The organism is Nocardia sp. NPDC003482 (genome assembly GCF_053588115.1).
In genome coordinates this window covers 16,417-32,595 of the sequence record NZ_JBSFPI010000002.1, presented here as the reverse complement: position 1 = coordinate 32,595, position 16,179 = coordinate 16,417, and the positions used below count along the sequence as shown (strand labels likewise).

The following is a 16,179-nucleotide window of genomic DNA, read 5'->3' as shown; positions in this document are numbered from 1 at the left end:
CAGCGCACCGGCTCAGGCGACGAACGACGCCAACCGGTCGTTGATCAGCGCCTCGGCCTCGGCCACGATGCGGGAGACCAGCTCGCCACACGTCGGGATGTCGTCGATGAGGCCCTGCACCTGACCCGCGCTCCAGATGCCCGCGTTCATATCGCCGTCCTCGAACACCCGGCGCCCGCGCGCGCCCGCGACCAGATCGCGCACATCCTCGAATACGCCGCCCGACCGCTCGATCTCGACGACCTTGCGGCTCACCTCGTTGTCGGCGACCCGGGCGGTGTTGTTCATGGTGCGGAAGATCAGCTGGGTGCTGCGCTCGCTGTTGGCGACGATCTGCTCCTTGACCTTCTGGTGCACGCCCGACTCCTGGGTGCACATGAAGCGGGTGCCCATGTTCACCCCGTCCGCGCCCAGCGCGAGCGCGGCCACCAGACCCCGCGCGTCGGCGATGCCGCCGGAGGCGATGATCGGGATGTCGAGCGCCTTGGCCGCGGCGGGGATCAGGATCAGGCCGGGCACGTCGTCCTCGCCCGGGTGGCCCGCGCATTCGAAGCCGTCGATGCTCACGCCGTCCACGCCGATCCGCTGCGCCTTGAGGGCGTGCCGGACGCTGGTGCACTTGTGCAGCACCTTGATTCCGGCCTCCCGGTAGGCGGGCAGGAACGGTTCGGGGTTGGCGCCCGCGGTCTCGACGATCTTGACGCCGGATTCGATGATCGCCCGGCTGTACTCCTCGTACGGCGGCGGGTTGATCGAGGGCAGGATGGTCAGGTTGACGCCGAAGGGCTTGTCGGTGAGCTCCCGGGTGCGCTCGATCTCGCGGCGCAGCTCGTCCGGCGTGGGCTGGGTGAGGGCGGTGATGAAGCCGAGGGCACCGGCGTTGGCGACGGCGGCGACGAGCGGCGCCCGGCCGACCCACATCATGCCGCCCTGCACGATCGGATGCTCGACCCCGAACAGCTCGGTGAACCTGGTCCGCAACATCTGTCTGTCCTCCTGCCCGCGCGGACGCGCCTACGCCCGGTCGCCGTCGATACTGGCACGACGCCGACGCCGCCGACAACCGGGATGTAAGTCACAGTTTGCGAATCGGTTCCGATTCAGCGGAAATCGGTCATGGCTGGAGCGCGTTCGACTCGCCTTCGTAATCGGCCATGAGCTGCGCAATGATCAGATGAGACGAAACGACACAATTCTTCTCTGTAACCCTTGTCACGATGAAAAGTTAGTTGGTATTCTCACCCGGGTTCGAGAGGAGTTCATATGACCCAGGCGCTCGACGAGCCGATCCGGTCGCGACGTAACCACTGGAACAACCAGCTGGCCACGCACGCGCTCATGCGTCCCGATGCCGTCGCCATCCGGTTCCGTGGTCAGGACACCACCTGGAAGCAGTTGCACGAGCGATCGTCGCGGTTCGCCGACGCGCTCGCCCGGCGCGGGGTCGGATTCGGTGACCGGGTGCTCATCCTCGCGCTGAACCATCCGGAGTACATCGAGGCGGTCTTCGGCATCACCAAGCTCGGCGCGATCGCGGTGCCGGTGAACTTCCGGCTCACCCCGCCCGAGGTGGCCTACATCGTCGCCGACTCCGGCGCCCGGGCGATCGTCACCGACAGCCTGTTGCGGCCGTTGGCGACCGGCGTCATGGCGCAGTCCCCGGCGCTCGAGACCTGCGTGGTGATCGGCGGGACGACCGGCGAGGGCGTGCTCGGTTACGACGACGCGCTGGCCGAGGAGGGGGAATCGCATACGCCGCTGGACATTCCGGAGGACACCCCCTGCCTGATCATGTACACCTCGGGCACCACCGGCAGCCCCAAGGGCGCGGTGTTGTCCTACGGCAATCTGAACGCCCAGGCGCTGACCTGCATCCGGGCCACCGAGGTCACCCCCGATACGGTCGCCTTCTGCACCTCCCCGCTGTTCCACATCGCCGGATTGGGCAGTCTCGCACCGAATTTCATGCTCGGCGTGAAGACCGTGCTGCATCCGCTGGGCGCGTTCGACCCCACCGAATTCCTCGACGCCATCGAGGCCGAACAGGCCACCGCGGCGTTCTGCGTGCCCGCGCAGTGGCAGATGATCTGCGAGGAGCCGACGGTCAAGCAGCGCAAGCTGGCGCTGCGGATGCTCAGCTGGGGCGCGGCCCCGGCCTCGGACACGGTGCTGCGCGCGATGGCCGACTGCTTCCCCGAGGCGCAGAACGTCGCGGTGTTCGGTCAGACCGAGATGTCGCCGATCACCTGCGTGCTCGAGGGCGCGGACGCGCTGCGCAAACTGGGTTCGGTCGGCAAGCCGATCCCCACCATCCAGGCCCGCATCGTCGACGACGAGATGAACGACGTCGCGCCCGGGGAGGTCGGCGAGATCGTCTACCGCGGGCCGACCCTGATGCAGGGCTACTGGAACAAGCCCGAGGCCACCGCGGAGGCGTTCGCGGGCGGCTGGTTCCACTCCGGCGACCTGGTCCGCCAGGACGAGGAGGGCTTCATCTGGGTGGTCGACCGCAAGAAGGACATGATCATCTCCGGCGGTGAGAACATCTACTGCGCCGAGGTGGAGAACGTCCTGTTCGGCCATCCGAAGATCCACGAGGCGGCGGTCATCGGCCGCGCCCACGAGAAGTGGGGCGAGGTGCCGGTAGCCATTGTGGCCCTGGTGAATCCGGACGAGGGGCTCACCCTCGCGGAGCTCGAGCCGTTCCTCAACGAGAACCTGGCCCGCTACAAGCACCCGAAGGAACTGATCATCGTGCCCGAACTGCCGCGCAACGCCAGCGGCAAGGTCGTGAAGGTGCAACTGCGCAAGGACTATTCGGCCTGACCCGATTCGGTCGAACCCCGGGGTCCGGTGGGGCACCATGGTTTTCATGGAATCCGATCACGCGCGCACGGCCGTGCTGGCGCTGCACTGGCAGGTCAATGTCATCAAGTCCGAGGGGTTCTTCGGGCCCATGCTCGCCGGACCCGTCGCCGAGAGCGGTGTGATCGACCGCGCGGCCGCGTTCCACGCGGCCGCGCTGGCGGCCGGGATCCCGGTGTTGTTCACCCGCTTCACGATTCCGGTCGGCGAGGGCGCCCTCGTGCGCAATACCGGATTCATGCGGTCAATGGCCGCGGCGCAGACCGAGTTCCGCCCGGAAGGCCCTGGCGCCCAGATCATTCCGGAGATGGCCGGGCAGGTCGCCGCGGGCGCGGTGTTCGACAATCAGAAACTGTCCGGTCTGGCGGGGAGTTCCCTGGGCGAGTGGCTGTGCCAGCGCGGGCTGCGCACGCTGTTGATCACCGGCGTCGCCACCAATCTCACCGTCGAGCAGACCGCCCGGCACGCAACGGATTTCGGCTTCGTCGTGCATCCCGTCGCGGACTGCGTCGCCGCCGCCACCCCCGAGGCGCACGAGGCGTCGCTGGCGAATCTCGAATTGACCACGGCCGGTTGCCTTTCCGCGGATCAGGCGCTGGAAGCGCAAGCCGCCTAGATCATGTCGTGGGCGGTGAGCCAGCGCATGATGAACCAGCCGCAGAACACCGGCAGCCAACAGGTCAGCACCCGGTAGAGCAGCACCGCGGGCACCGCGAGCGCGGCCGTCACCCCGAACGCCGCCAGCCCGCCGATCAGCGCGGCCTCGACCGCCCCCACCCCGCCCGGCGTGGGCGCGGCCGAGGCCAGCGTGCCGCCGATCATGGTCACCACGGTGACGGTGACGAAGGTGGCCGACCCGTTGAACGCCTCGATGCTCGCCCACAGCGCGCCCGCCGCGCCGAGGATGATCGCGGCGCTGCCGACCACGATCATGAACAGCCGCCGGGGCGTGTGCGCCAGATCGCGCAGTTCGCGCACGACCTCGGCCAGCTGCGGCCGGACCTCGGTGCGCAGCCAGCGCCGCACCTTCGGCACGAACAGGGCGATGCCGAGCAGGCCCAGCAGCGCACCGGCCACCAGATAGAGCACGGTCGGGCTGGGCACGATGTGCGCCAGATTCGCCGATACGCCCGCCGCTACGCTGAACATGATCAGCAGGCCCACGTGCGTGACCACCTGCACGGCCTGCTGCAACGCCACCGCCGCGGTCGCCCGCACCGCGCCCAGCCCGTTCTTCTGCAGGAAGCGCACGTCCAGCGCGAGCCCGCCGACCCCGGCCGGGGTGGTGGTGGCCGCGAACGTCTTGGCCACCTGGGTGAGCGCGAGATTGCGGAAGTTCACGCCCTCGGAGGCGCAGCCCCACAAGGCCATCGCCGCTCCCAGATAGGTCGTGCCCGCCAGGATCAGGCCGAGCAGCGCCCACCACCAGTTGGCCGTGCGCAGTTCGGTGAAGAAGGTCGGCACCTGGCTGATGTAGGGGTAGGCCACGTAGACCAGGCCGATCAGCAGGACCAGCTGGATGATCTGATTGCGGGAGAAGCGGGTGATGCGCGCGGCCTCGATGCGGTCGGCCGCGGTCTGGTGCAACACCTCCTCCCGGATCGCCTTCATGAGCTCCCCGGACTCGGGCACCGATTTGCGCACCGCCGCCGACAGCGCCGAGCGGGACAGCCGCCGCGAGGCGTCCACCACGCCCTGCTCGCCGACCACCTCGAGCGCCGCGCGCACCACGGTCTTCGCGCCGTACAGCGCGCTCGTGGTCAGCAGCAGCTGGGCGACGTCGGTGGAGAAGCGCGCGGGGTAGTTGCCGAACTCGGCGGACATGAACCCGCCGAACAGGATTCGCCCATCGGCCACCCGGATCTCGTCGGCGCGCAGATCGCCGTGCGAGATCTGGGCGCGGTGCAGGTTCTGTAGCGCCCGCCAGACATTGGCGAGCACCACCTCGTTGTCGGCGGCCGAGAGCACCGCGCCGCGCGGCACGGTGTGCGCGTAGAGCGTCCAGCCGCGATCGAGCGCGGCGACCGTGAGCGGTTTGTTGTTGGCCAGCCCGCGGTCGCCGATCGCGATGCCCATCAGCGCGCGATGCTCCACCGCGCGGCGCAGCGAGGCGAAGGCGGCGGGCCGTTCGCCGCTGCGAAAGGTCAACCAGCGCCGCAGCTGTCGCAGCATGCCCCAGCTGCGCTGGTTCTGTCCGTACATCTCCACGATCAGCCGGTGCTCCGGCCCGGTCTGCGCGGACAGCAGCAGCGGTCCCGGCCCGGCCGGGCGGATGACGGTGAAGCCGGTGACGGTGTAGCCGCGCGCGGCCAGCACCCGCACCGCGGCGTCGAGGGGCACCTCCAGCGCGGGTGTGCCGACCAGCAGCACGATGACCGCGCCGACGAACCAGCCGACCGCGAGCCCGAACATGGCCCGCGACGGCACCACCAGGCTCACGAACAGGTGCAGCGGCACGAACGCCCCGAGCAGTGCCCACCACCACCGCCGCCAGGACGCGGGCAGCCAGGGGCTCGCGACGGTGAGCACCGCGGCCAGCATGGCGATCCAGCGCGGATCGTCGAGGAATTGGGACAGGAAGGTGTCGAGCTGCCGGGGCTCGGCCAGATGCCACTGCGGCGCGGAGATCCCGGTGCCGGTGATCGACAGCGCCAGCACCGCGAGCAGTCCCGCGGTCAGATAGCCGCCGAGCAGTTTCCACTGGAACCGGAAGATCAGCCGGACCAGGATCGCGAACGGCAGCGCGAAGATCGCGATGCCGTAGAGCAGGTACACGAGATTGGACTGTTCGGGGGTGAGGATCCCGAGGATGTCGGAGACCGACCGCTCCAGCGCCTCCCAGCGCGGCCGGGTGATCAGCGAGGCCGCGACGACGAGCGCGACCAGCAGCGCCGACAGCACCACGCGCAGAATGTCGCTGGTGCGCCGGATCCGCGGCTGCAGCAGGCTGCCGGAGACGGGAATCTCCCGCCCGTCGACTCGCATGTCGTATCGGAACTTTCGGATCGGGGGAGCGGCGTCGGTCCCGCTGTCGGCTCGGGTGTGAGTATGCAGCAGGGCCCGGAACAGCCGGACGGCAACACGCCGTCGCGGGCCCGCGCGGCCGGTGGGCGTCTCGGTCCTCATCACCAACTCCCTCCCGACGGACCCGGGCTGATCATAGGGGTGTGCGACGATCGCACGATGACCCGAGATGTCCGAATCTGTTTCGTCGGTGACTCGCTGGTCGCCGGCCACGGCGACCGGCAGTGCCTGGGCTGGGCGGGTCGGCTGGCCGCGCGGGCGATCGGGGCGGGCCGCCCGGTGGTCCACTACAACCTGGGCGTCAACGGACAGACCTCGCTCGACATCGCGGCGCGCTGGGAACGGGAGTGCGCCCCGCGGCTGCCGGACGGCAGCGACGGCCGGATCGTGTTCTCCTTCGGCGTGAACGACACCCTCGCCGACGACGGCCGGGTGCGGGTGGCCGCCGAACGATCGGTCGCCGCGCTCACCGACGTCCTGCGCGGGGCCGCCGGACGTGGCTGGTCGGCGATGGTGGTGGCCCCGCCGCCGGTCGACGACGACGAACAGAACGCGCGCATCGAGAAATTGGACGCGCGGTTCGGCGAAGTCTGTGCGGCCGAACGGGTTCCGTACGTCCGGGTGCACCAACCCCTACGCCAGAGCGAGGTGTGGATGCGCGCGCTGCGCGCGGGCGACGGATACCATCCCGGCGCCCCCGGCTACGAGGAATTCGCCGCGCTCATCGTCGCGCCCTGGTTGCTGTGGCTGTCCGACCCCGGATCGCCGCTGCCCGAAGCGCACTGAGATCGCGCGGACCGACCCGCCGACGCGGTCCGATTGGTTACCGTGTCTCATGGGCAAAGTCGTCGTCGCAGAATTCGTTTCGCTCGATGGTTTCATCCAGGACCCCGCCTGGACGGCTCCGTTCTGGAACGACCGGATCGCCGATTTCAAGGCCGCGGAATTGCGGGAGGCCGACGCGCTGCTGTTGGGCCGCGCGACCTATCAGATGTTCGCCGCGTCCTGGCCGGATCATCCGGAGGAGGGCGCCTACAAGGACAAGATGAACGCCATGCCCAAACACGTGGCGACGACGACCCTCACCCGGCTGGAGTGGAACGCCCAGCGCATCGAGGCCGACGTCACCGAGGGCATCGCGAAACTGCGCGCCGAGCGGAATCTGCTGGTCTTCGGATCGGGCACGCTCGTGGACTATCTGCGGGCGCATCATCTCGTCGACGAGTACCGGCTGGTGATCTACCCGGTGCTGCTCGGCCACGGGCTGCGGCTGTTCAACCCGGCCGAGGCCGAGGCGACGCTGGCGCTCGAGGACGCGCAGGTCCTCGACAACGGCGTGGTGCTCACCGCGTACCGGGTCACCTCCGACACCGTCGTGCGGCCGAACTTCGGCGGATGAGCGGACCGAGCCGCGACCGCGCCCGCTCCTTCGGGCCGCAGGCCGCGGCCTACGCGCGCTACCGTCCCGACTACCCCCCGGCGGCGATCTCCTGGGCGCTGGAACCGTTGCGCCACACCGCCACCGCCGAGGTGCTCGACCTCGGCGCGGGCACCGGCAAACTGACCTCGAATCTGGTCGCGGCGGGCCTGCGGGTCACCGCCGTCGAACCCGACGAGGCCATGCGCGCCGAATTCGCCCGGCAGCAGCGCGAGGTGCCGGTGCTGGCGGGCAGCGCGGAAGCCGTTCCGCTGCCGGATCATTCGGTGGACGCGGTGTTCGCCGGGCAGGCGTTCCACTGGTTCGATCCGGAGCGGGCCTTCCCGGAGATCGCGCGGGTGCTGCGGCCGGGCGGGGTGTTCGCGGCGCTGTGGAACCGCGACGACCCGAGCGTGGCGTGGGTCGCGGGACTGGAACGGGTGGCGCGCTCGCGCGTCTCGGCCCCGCCCGACGATGACGGAAAACTGCCCGCCCATCCGCTGTTCCGGCCGTTCGAGCGGGCCGAGTTCCCGCACACGCAGCGGCAGACGGCCGAAACCCTCACCGCCACCATCGGAACCCATTCGCATACGCTGGTGATCTCGCCCGAGGAACGCGCCGAGGTGCTGGGCCGGATCTCGGACTATCTGCGCGAGCGGCCCGAGACCGCCACCGGTGAGTTCGATATGCCGTTGCGCACCTTGGTGATTCGCGCCGTCGTGGCCTGAGTCAGCGCGACTCGAGCACCGCCATGGCGGCGTTGTGCCCGCCGATCCCGCTCACCCCGCCGCCGCGGACCGCGCCCGCGCCGCACCGGAAGACATTGGCGTGGTCGGTGCGCACGCCCCAGCGGGCGGCCGGATCCGGATCGTCGTCGGCGCGGAACGGGAAGCTCAGGTCCTGGTGGAAGATGTGGCCGCCGGGCAGGCCGAGTTCGTGTTCCAGGTCGACCGGCGACCGCGCCTCCAGGCAGGGGCGGCCGTCCGGGGTGCGGGCCAGGCAGTCGTGGATCGGTTCGGCCAGCACCGAATCCAGTTGCGCGAGTGTGGCTTCCGCCAGGCGCGCCTTGATGCCCTCGGGGTCGGTGGCGAAAAGCCCTGCGGGCGTGTGCAATCCGAACAGCGTGAGGGTGTGCCCGCCGCGCTGGGCGAGTTCGGGGGAGAGGATCGACGGATCGGTGAGGGTGTGGCAGTAGATCTCCGACGGCGGCGCGCTCGGCGGTCGCCCGGCCGCCGACTCGCGATAGGCGCGGTCGAGTTCGGCGTAACCCTCGGCGATGTGGAAGGTGCCCGCGAACGCCTCACGCGGATCGATGTCGTCGCGCAGTCGGGGCAGGCGGCGCAACAGCATATTGATCTTCAATTGCGCCCCTTCGGGTTTCGCCGGGAGCGGCGTGCCCAGCAGCCGCGCCAGCTCGTACGGGGCGGCATTGACCAGGACGTGGCGCGCGCCGACCGCGCCGCCCTCGTACCGCACCTCCGCGCGCCCGCCGTCGGTCTCGATCCCGGTGACGGCCCGGCCGGTGACCAGGTCGGCCCCGGCCGCGCGGGCGGCGTCGGCGAGGGCGTCGGTGAGCGCGCCCATGCCGCCCACCGGCACATCCCAGTCGCCGGTGCCGCCGCCGATCACGTGGTAGAGGAAGCAGCGGTTCTGCCGCAGCTCCGGATCGTGGGCGTGGGTGTGGGTGCCGATGAGCGCGTCGGTGAACACGATCCCGCGCACGGTGTCGTCGGCGAACCTCGCCTCGATCGTCTCGCCCAGCGGCCGTTCGAAGATCGCCTCCCAGGCCGCGGTGTCGTCGATCCGCGCGGCCAGTTCGGCGCGGGTGGGCAGCGGTTCGGTCAAGGTGGGGAACACGCGCTCCGCGAGTCGGGCCGTCGTGCCGTAGAACCGTTGCCACGCATCGAATTCCGCGTCCGATCCGGTGTGTCGCGCGAAACTCGCGCGGGTGCGCTCGGCGTCGCCGGTGTCCACCAGCAGCCCGCCCGCGCCCACCGGCGTATAGGAGGAGATGCGCCGCCGCCGGGTGCGGAACCGCAGGCCCAGCTCGTCCACGATCCGCGACGGCAGCAGACTGACCAGATACGAATACCGCGACAGCCGCGCGTCGAAGTCCGGGAACACCCGCTCGGAGACCGCCGCCCCGCCGGTGTGCGACCGCCGCTCCAGCACCAGCACCGACCGTCCGGCGCGCGCCAGATACGCCGCGGCCACGAGGCCGTTGTGCCCGCCGCCGACGATGACGGCGTCGTAGTCAGCCCGCATCGGACCGGGCGGCGACGAGGTAGCCCTGCGGACCCCGATCCGGCGGCACGGGTTCGGCGGACATGCGCGCGATCGGACGGAATCCGTTGGCGCGCAACGCCTTCTCCAGGCCGGGCACTGACCACCAGTACGCCGGGGCGACCGCGTGCTCGTGGGCGATCACATCCTCGTCGCCGTGGTGGGTCTGGAAGGCGAGCACCACCCGGCCGTCGTCGGTCAGGACGCGGTCGAATTCGGCGAGGATCGCGGGCAGCCGCTCGGGCGGGGTGTGAATGACGCTGTACCAGGCCACGATTCCGGCCAGCGACCGATCGGGCAGGGCCAGCGCCGTCATCGTGCCCTCCTCGAAGCGGAGGTCGGGGTGGGCGCGGCGGGCGAGCCGGACCATCTCCGGCGACAGATCGATCCCGAAGACGTCGAGCCCGAGATCGCGCAGGTCGCCGGTGATTCGGCCGGGGCCGCAACCGATATCGGCGACCGAGCCCGTGCCGCGGACCAGATCCGCGAACGCGGCGAGGACGGCCCGATCGAACGGCCGCTCCGCCATCGCTCCCGCGAACATCGCCGCGTACTGTTCCGCCACCGCGTCGTAGCCCGCGCGCGTGCGCGCGACATCCGGATGCTCGACCTCGACCGACTCCCGCACGCCGCCACCCTACCGTCCGGGACGGCACAATCGCGGTATGGAGACGCTCGGAACGAAGACGGTGTACGTCAATCCCTGGATGGAGGTCCGCGAGGATCGGGTGCGCAGGTCCGACGGCTCCACCGGCATCTACGGCGTCGTGCATCGCGCGGATTTCGCCATGGTGGTGCCGCTGGACGGCGACCGGTTGCACCTGGTCGAGCAGTACCGCTACGCGCAGCGGCGGCGCTGCTGGGAGTTTCCGGCGGGCACGCTGCCCGGCCGCGCGGTCGGCGATCCGCTCGACCTCGCCCACCGCGAACTGCGCGAGGAGACCGGGCTGCGCGCGGGCCGGATGCTGCGTCTCGGCACGGTCGACGCCGCGCCCGGATCGCTGGCCCAGCGCGGCGCGGTCTTCCTCGCCACCGACCTCACCGAGGGCGAACCGGATCGCGAACCGGAGGAACAGGACATGCGCTCGGCGTGGTTCGACCGTGACGTGGTCGAGGAGATGATCCGCGCCGGGGAGATCACCGGCGCGCAGACCGTCGCCGCGTACTCGCTACTGCTGCTGCACGAGCGGGGCTGAGCGCTCGAACGCCGGAATCCCGTGCGGCGCGGCGTGTGCCAGGATCCGCGGGTCGGCCGCGCCGAGGCGGACGGTGAGCCGGAAACCGTCGCGATCCTCGGCCGTTCCGGTGGGCTCGAAGGCGATATGGGCGAAGGCCGCGTCCGGGGTGCTCGCCGCCGCCAGCCGATCGAGATGGGTTCGCACGAGCGACCATTCGTCGGCGGGCACGTACTGCCGCATGACCGAATGCCACACGATCGTGAGTGTGCCCGGGACGAGCGACATCTCGGACAGGAAGGCGGCGGCGCCCGCGCGTTCCACGCGCGCGGGAATCCGCTGGGCCAGCCGCAGCGCCCCGTCCAGCCGGGCCAGCCGGGCGGGCTGATCGGGCCACACGTAGGCGCGCAGGGCCAGCGCGTCGCGCGGTGAGCGGGGATCGAGCGGGCTGGGATCGCAGCCCGCCCGCTCGACGATCTCGACCCGCGGATGCCGCTCGGCCGCGCCCCGCAGCCACTCGGGCACATCGCCGCGCCAGGCGTCGGCGAAGGCGACGGGGGAGTCCGCCGGACCCCAGGCGAGATCGCCCGCGGCCCAATGGAAATGGTCGGCGCGCAGGTTCAGGCCCGCGCTGCTGCCCAGTTCGAACAGCCGGATCGGCAGCGGCGTGGCGTCCACGGCGGCGAGCAGTCCGGCCAGCAGGGGAACGGCCCGGCCGACCTCGTTGGTCTGCGGCGGGCGGGTCAGCCAGTCGGCGATCCACTCGGGCCACGCGGCCACCGCGTCCCGGAAGGCTTGCCACACAACGTCTTCCGGTACGTCGGCGGCCGCGTAGTGCGCGGCGAGTTCCGGGGCGTGGCCGGACAGCGCGAGCCCGTGGACCGCGGCCATGAACCGCAGCGGGATCGCGGCGTCGAAGGCCGCGTCCGCGTATCCGGCCAGCGCGGCGGCGCACGGCCCGCCGGACTCGACATCGCGCGCCACCTCCGTCAGCAGCGCGGCGTAGCGCGGGGAACCGAGCACGGCGCAGGCCCGAGCCTGCGACCGGCAATACGAGGCGAGTGACATATCCGCACTGTGCCCGACCCGCACGGAGGTAATCAATATTGATTATGATCAACCGATGCCGGACTGGATCGACTCCGCGGCGGCCGTGGAGCGGCTCGGCGTCAAACCCGCGACGCTGTACGCCTACGTGAGCCGGGGCGTGCTGCGCCGCCGCTACGATCCGCGCACGCGCCGCAGCCTGTTCGATCCGGTAGAGATCGAACAACTCGCCCGGCGCGGCAAACCGCGGCGCAAACCCGCCCCCACCGAGATCGCCGTCGAATCCCGGGTCACCACACTGGGTTCGGATCGGCCCTACTACCGCGGCCGCGACGCGCTCGAACTCGCCGCGCGGCACCGCTTCGAGGATGTCGCGGAATGGTTGTGGGGCAACGTCTTACGCGACGCCGAACCGTGGCGCGCCGACGCGGCGGCCGTGGCGGTGGCCCGCCGGATCCAGCGCGGCCTGCCCGCGGATCTGCTGCCCCTGGATCGGTTGCAGCTCGTCGTGACCGCCTTGGCCGCCGTGGATCCCCGGCGCGGCGACCGCGATGCCCTCGCCGTCGCCCCGGCCCTGCTCGCGGGCATGGTCACGGCCCTGCCCGAACGCTCCGAACCGGTGGACGCGACCCTGGCGGCGCTGCTGTGGTCGCGCCTGGCCCCCGCGCCGCCGCCCGGCGCGCCGGAACTGAAATGCCTTGATACCGCGATGATCCTGCTCGCCGATCACGAGCTGGCCGCGTCCACCTTCGCCGCCCGGGTGGCCGCTTCGGTGCGCGCCGATCCCTACGCGGTGGTCAGCACGGGTCTCGGCGTGGTCGGCGGGCCGATGCACGGCGGCGCGTCGCTCGGGGTGGAACGCCTGCTCGCCGAGATCGACCGCCCCGCCGACGTGTCGCGGACGATCGGTGATCGGCTGCGGCGCGGCGAGCGGATCCCGGGCGCGGGCCACGCGGTGTATCGGCACGGTGACGGGCGGGGCACGCGATTGTTCGACCGGCTGCGCGAGATCGCTCCCGAACATCCGAAACTCGTTGTGGCCGAGGCGATCCTGCGCGAGCTGCGCACCCGGCGGCTGCCCGAGGCGAATATCGACCTCCCGCTCGGGCTGCTCACCACGATGTTCGGCATGCCGCCCGGATCGGGGCAGACGACCTTCGCCGTCGCCCGGACCGCGGGCTGGCTCGCGCACGCGGCGGAGGAGTACGCGAGCCGCACACCGTTCCGGCCGCGCGCGCTCGGGCCGCGACGGATATGAGAACGGGCGCGGAACATGATGTCCCGCGCCCGTTTCCGAGTGGTCGGACTATCGGCCGGTGGTCGTGGCCGCCGCCGATGTCGTGGTGGTGGTCGTCGGGGCCGGGGTGGTCGTGGTCGGTTGGGTGGTCGTGGTCTGCGGGACCGCGGTGGTGGTCTCCTTCGCCACCGGGGCGGCCGTCTGCGGGGTCGTGGTGGTCGAGCCCGACGTGGTCGTCGTGGTGGTGGTCGTGGTCGCGGGGGCCGTCGTGGTCGTGGTCGACGATGTGGTGGTCGTCGAGGTCGCGGTCGTGGTGGTGGCCGGAGCGTTCGTGCGTTCCTGCTTCGCCGACTGCGCGGCCTGGTACGCGGCGTCGAGATCCGCCTGGGTCGGCTGGTAGTTCTTGTCGACCTGCTTACCGTTCTGCGCTTCCTGGGCCAGGTGGGTGAGCCAGGCCGCGGCGTACTCGGCCGAGGTCATGGGCCGCCCGTTGGCCGGATCGGCGTTGCGCCAGTAGTCGAAGTGATGTCCGGTCGCGTTGGGGCCCAGGGTGAGCTGGTACGGATCGCTCATGATGACCGGGATCGTGTTCTGGTTCGTCACGATCAGGCCGACGATCTCGTTGAACACCTTGCGCGGCAGATAGGCCAGCGGAGCCATGTCGTCCTTGGCGATGCTGTCGGCCGGGGTGGTCGGCTTCGGGGCCTGGCCCGGCTTGTAGTTCGGATCCGAGACCCGCAGCAGCACTTGGAGGAAGGTCTCGTCGCTGGCCATCCAGTTCGGCTGCGAGGAGATGTCGGCGAAGGCCGCCAGCGCGATCCGGCCGAGCACGACCGCGACGTCCTGACCGGTCGCGGGCGTGAGCCCCTCGCGCTCGAGGGCGTCGGCGTTGATCTGGCGGCCGACATTGACCACCAGCTGCAACAACGAGATGTTCTGCGGCGCGGCGCAGGTCAGATCGCCCTCGGAGCAGAACGACGCGACCTTGCCGTCGAGTTTGCCGAAGCCGCCGCTGTTACCCGGCAACGCGCCCTGCCCGGAAACCGGTCGGACCCCGCCGTTCTGGTACCGCTGATCGAAGTTGTCCGGATGGTTCGGATCCTGCGCGCCCGGGAACGGGCCCTCGCCCGCGGACCGGCCCGAATCGGCGAGGATCACCACGCCGACGACCTTGTCCGGGTCGACGATGCCGTAGCTGCCGTCCGCGCCCGCCTGCTGATTCCCGACCTGCATGGCCACCCGGCGCGCGACGTCGGCGCCCTCGCTGTAGCCCACGATCGCGAATTTCGTATCGGGGCAAGCCTTTCGGATTTCCGTCATGACGCGTTCGGTATTCTGCACGCCCGCATTGACGGCGTCCTCATAGGTCGCCATATTCGCGGGATACGCGATGTAAACGGCGGCATACCCATTCGGATCGTCGACGGAACCGGCCGGGGCATTCACCACCGGATCCAGCCAGGGGCTCTTGTAATCGTCGGTCAGGGCGGCGGGCAATTCCTCGCCATTGGGTCCGACCAGCAGTTTCGTGGTGCCCTGGGCCGGCGAGTCGCCGCGCCCGGCCACCGAGATGGTCACCATGTCATGGCATTCCGTGACCGATGCCTTCAATTGCGTATCCGCGGTCCGGTGCGTGGTCAGCGGCGTCAGCGAAACGGCGACGACAGCCGCTATTCCCAACGCCGCGGGCGCCGCGACCGCCGAGGCGATTCGATGACGCCGGAGGAACTCACGAAAGGACATGTCCCGATCCCCATTTCACTGACAGAAACAAACGAACAGGCCCCCCGACGGGCCACGGTGGCACCCCTCATGTCGGTGGCGGGCCGGTGATCGTTACCGGATGGCACGGGTTTCGGTCGCGTTCGCTGTTTCCGGGGCTCGGGATGTGTTCGGCGTCACCGGCTGTCGGCGGTGCGTTCGGCGCCGAACCTCACGCGTAGGGATCGGTGATCTCCCGCAGTCGCGTCAGCGCGTCCCGCAGCTGGCGCATCCGCTGGACCCCCAGATGCGCCGCCCACTCCCGCTCCACTGCCGCCGCCTCGTCGTTGGCGACCCGCCGCGCTCGTTCCCCGCGCTCGGCGAGCCGCACGAGCCGCGCTCGCCCGTCGCTCGGATCGGGCACCCGCTCCACATAGCCCGCCCGCTCCAACTGATCCACCAGGAATCCGGCCGTCTGCTTGGTCACCTGAGCCTGCTCGGCCAACTCGGTGAGCCGGTTCCCCTTCGGCGCGATACGCGCCATCATCCGCGCCTGCGCGAGCGTGATGTCCTCGAACCCCGCCCCCGCGATCGCCCCCAACACCCGACTCTCCATGGCCCGATACGGGATGAACATCAACACCCCGACATTCATATCCTCGTCGGCCACGCCCACTCCCTTGCAGATAGTCAGAAGAACTGATTAAACTAGTCAGAGACTTTGACTTATCCTACCGGAGGTTCCGATGCAGGCCGACGACGAGTTCCGCTGGCGAACCGTGGCACAACACCGCATCGCCATCGCGGACCTGCTGGCGACCCTGACGGACGAGGAATGGGAAACCCCCTCCCTGTGCGCGGGCTGGCGCATCCGAGACGTCGCCGCCCACCTCCTCACCGCCCCCGATCCCCCGTCCCCCGCCCAGATGCTGCGTGCCTTCACCCGCGCCCGCGGCCGCTACAACCTGATGGTCGACGACCTGACCCGCCAATATGCCACCCGCCCCGGCCCGGACCTGGCCGCCGCCCTCCGAGCCGCCGCCCCCTGCCGCACCCTCCCGAAGGTGACCAACATCCGCAATATCCTCTTCGACACCCTGGTCCACGGCCAGGACATCGCTCTCCCCCTGGGCCGCACCCTCCCGATCCCGCCCGAGGCGGCGGCGTTGGCGGCTACCCGGGTATGGGAGATGGGATGGCCATTCTGGGCCCGGCGGCGATTGCGGGGATTTCGATTGAGCGCCACGGATATCGAGTGGACCGCAGGCGCGGGCCACCCGATCGAGGGCCCGATGACGGCCCTGCTGCTATTGGCGACCGGACGCCCGATCGCGGTGGAACAACTTGCCGGGGATGGTCTTTCCGCCCTGAAGAATTCGATGCGCGAATGGCCTTCAGCGACATCCGTTGACCCCTCCTGACGCGCCAGC

The 16,179-nt window shown here is 70.4% G+C and carries 15 protein-coding genes; 8 read left to right on the top strand and 7 right to left on the bottom strand.

The window, feature by feature from the left end; genetic code table 11:
* Positions 1 to 12: 12 nt before the first annotated feature.
* Complete coding sequence (locus tag ACWDSJ_RS03315) at positions 13 to 984, bottom strand: NAD(P)H-dependent flavin oxidoreductase (protein WP_450029047.1); 972 nt, start codon at positions 982 to 984, stop codon at positions 13 to 15.
* 279 nt (positions 985 to 1,263) lie between these two features.
* Here ACWDSJ_RS03315 and fadD5 point away from each other — a divergent pair, with 279 nt between their 5' ends.
* Both fadD5 and ACWDSJ_RS03305 read left to right on the top strand, forming a co-directional pair.
* Positions 1,264 to 2,826, top strand: a complete 1,563-nt coding sequence (gene fadD5, locus ACWDSJ_RS03310) for a fatty-acid--CoA ligase FadD5 (RefSeq protein WP_450029046.1) — start codon at positions 1,264 to 1,266, stop codon at positions 2,824 to 2,826.
* A 46-nt stretch (positions 2,827 to 2,872) separates the two neighbouring features.
* Complete coding sequence (locus tag ACWDSJ_RS03305) at positions 2,873 to 3,481, top strand: cysteine hydrolase (RefSeq protein ID WP_450029045.1); 609 nt, start codon at positions 2,873 to 2,875, stop codon at positions 3,479 to 3,481.
* Here ACWDSJ_RS03305 and ACWDSJ_RS03300 read toward each other — a convergent pair.
* Positions 3,478 to 5,850, bottom strand: a complete 2,373-nt coding sequence (locus ACWDSJ_RS03300; RefSeq protein WP_450029412.1) for a lysylphosphatidylglycerol synthase domain-containing protein — start codon at positions 5,848 to 5,850, stop codon at positions 3,478 to 3,480. The genes ACWDSJ_RS03305 and ACWDSJ_RS03300 overlap by 4 nt on opposite strands.
* Before the next feature lie 198 nt (positions 5,851 to 6,048).
* Here ACWDSJ_RS03300 and ACWDSJ_RS03295 point away from each other — a divergent pair, with 198 nt between their 5' ends.
* From ACWDSJ_RS03295 to ACWDSJ_RS03285, 3 genes are read left to right on the top strand one after another with little or no spacing between them, the layout of a single operon-like run.
* Entirely contained in the window at positions 6,049 to 6,675 is a 627-nt protein-coding gene (locus ACWDSJ_RS03295) for a GDSL-type esterase/lipase family protein (RefSeq protein ID WP_450029044.1), read from the top strand.
* Between the two features lie 49 nt (positions 6,676 to 6,724).
* On the top strand, positions 6,725 to 7,288 hold the full coding sequence (locus ACWDSJ_RS03290; protein ID WP_387358281.1) for a dihydrofolate reductase family protein: 564 nt from the start codon (positions 6,725 to 6,727) through the stop codon (positions 7,286 to 7,288).
* Positions 7,285 to 8,034, top strand: a complete 750-nt coding sequence (locus ACWDSJ_RS03285) for a class I SAM-dependent methyltransferase (RefSeq protein WP_450029043.1) — start codon at positions 7,285 to 7,287, stop codon at positions 8,032 to 8,034. Before ACWDSJ_RS03290 ends, ACWDSJ_RS03285 begins: the two co-directional genes overlap by 4 nt.
* Position 8,035: 1 nt before the next feature.
* Here ACWDSJ_RS03285 and ACWDSJ_RS03280 read toward each other — a convergent pair whose 3' ends face one another.
* Together ACWDSJ_RS03280 and ACWDSJ_RS03275 are read right to left on the bottom strand one after the other, a co-directional pair.
* Positions 8,036 to 9,571 carry a phytoene desaturase family protein gene (locus tag ACWDSJ_RS03280; RefSeq protein WP_450029042.1) on the bottom strand — a complete coding sequence of 512 codons (1,536 nt, stop codon included), beginning with the start codon at positions 9,569 to 9,571 and terminating at the stop codon, positions 8,036 to 8,038.
* Positions 9,561 to 10,217 (bottom strand): class I SAM-dependent DNA methyltransferase, encoded by a 657-nt coding sequence (locus tag ACWDSJ_RS03275; protein WP_450029041.1) that lies wholly within the window; start codon positions 10,215 to 10,217, stop codon positions 9,561 to 9,563. Before ACWDSJ_RS03275 ends, ACWDSJ_RS03280 begins: the two co-directional genes overlap by 11 nt.
* A 37-nt stretch (positions 10,218 to 10,254) precedes the next feature.
* Between ACWDSJ_RS03275 and ACWDSJ_RS03270 the strand changes: the two genes are divergently transcribed.
* On the top strand, positions 10,255 to 10,785 hold the full coding sequence (locus tag ACWDSJ_RS03270) for an NUDIX domain-containing protein (RefSeq protein WP_387358273.1): 531 nt from the start codon (positions 10,255 to 10,257) through the stop codon (positions 10,783 to 10,785).
* Here ACWDSJ_RS03270 and ACWDSJ_RS03265 read toward each other — a convergent pair.
* Positions 10,759 to 11,832 carry a DUF2332 domain-containing protein gene (locus ACWDSJ_RS03265; protein WP_450029040.1) on the bottom strand — a complete coding sequence of 358 codons (1,074 nt, stop codon included), beginning with the start codon at positions 11,830 to 11,832 and terminating at the stop codon, positions 10,759 to 10,761. The two genes, ACWDSJ_RS03270 and ACWDSJ_RS03265, sit on opposite strands and share 27 nt — an antisense overlap.
* 55 nt (positions 11,833 to 11,887) lie before the next feature.
* Here ACWDSJ_RS03265 and ACWDSJ_RS03260 point away from each other — a divergent pair, with 55 nt between their 5' ends.
* Positions 11,888 to 13,069: a citrate/2-methylcitrate synthase gene (locus ACWDSJ_RS03260; protein WP_450029039.1), complete on the top strand. Its 1,182-nt coding sequence runs from the start codon at positions 11,888 to 11,890 to the stop codon at positions 13,067 to 13,069.
* Positions 13,070 to 13,117: 48 nt separating this feature from the next.
* Here ACWDSJ_RS03260 and ACWDSJ_RS03255 read toward each other — a convergent pair whose 3' ends face one another.
* Both ACWDSJ_RS03255 and ACWDSJ_RS03250 read right to left on the bottom strand, forming a co-directional pair.
* A complete protein-coding gene (locus ACWDSJ_RS03255; RefSeq protein WP_450029038.1) occupies positions 13,118 to 14,791 on the bottom strand; it encodes a cutinase family protein in 1,674 nt (557 codons plus the stop codon).
* Positions 14,792 to 14,981: 190 nt separating this feature from the next.
* The gene (locus ACWDSJ_RS03250) at positions 14,982 to 15,419 is read right to left on the bottom strand and encodes a MarR family winged helix-turn-helix transcriptional regulator (RefSeq protein ID WP_450029037.1); all 438 of its coding nucleotides are present in this window, start codon (positions 15,417 to 15,419) and stop codon (positions 14,982 to 14,984) included.
* Between the two features lie 76 nt (positions 15,420 to 15,495).
* Between ACWDSJ_RS03250 and ACWDSJ_RS03245 the strand changes: the two genes are divergently transcribed.
* Positions 15,496 to 16,170, top strand: a complete 675-nt coding sequence (locus ACWDSJ_RS03245) for a maleylpyruvate isomerase family mycothiol-dependent enzyme (protein ID WP_450029036.1) — start codon at positions 15,496 to 15,498, stop codon at positions 16,168 to 16,170.
* Positions 16,171 to 16,179 lie beyond the last annotated feature (9 nt).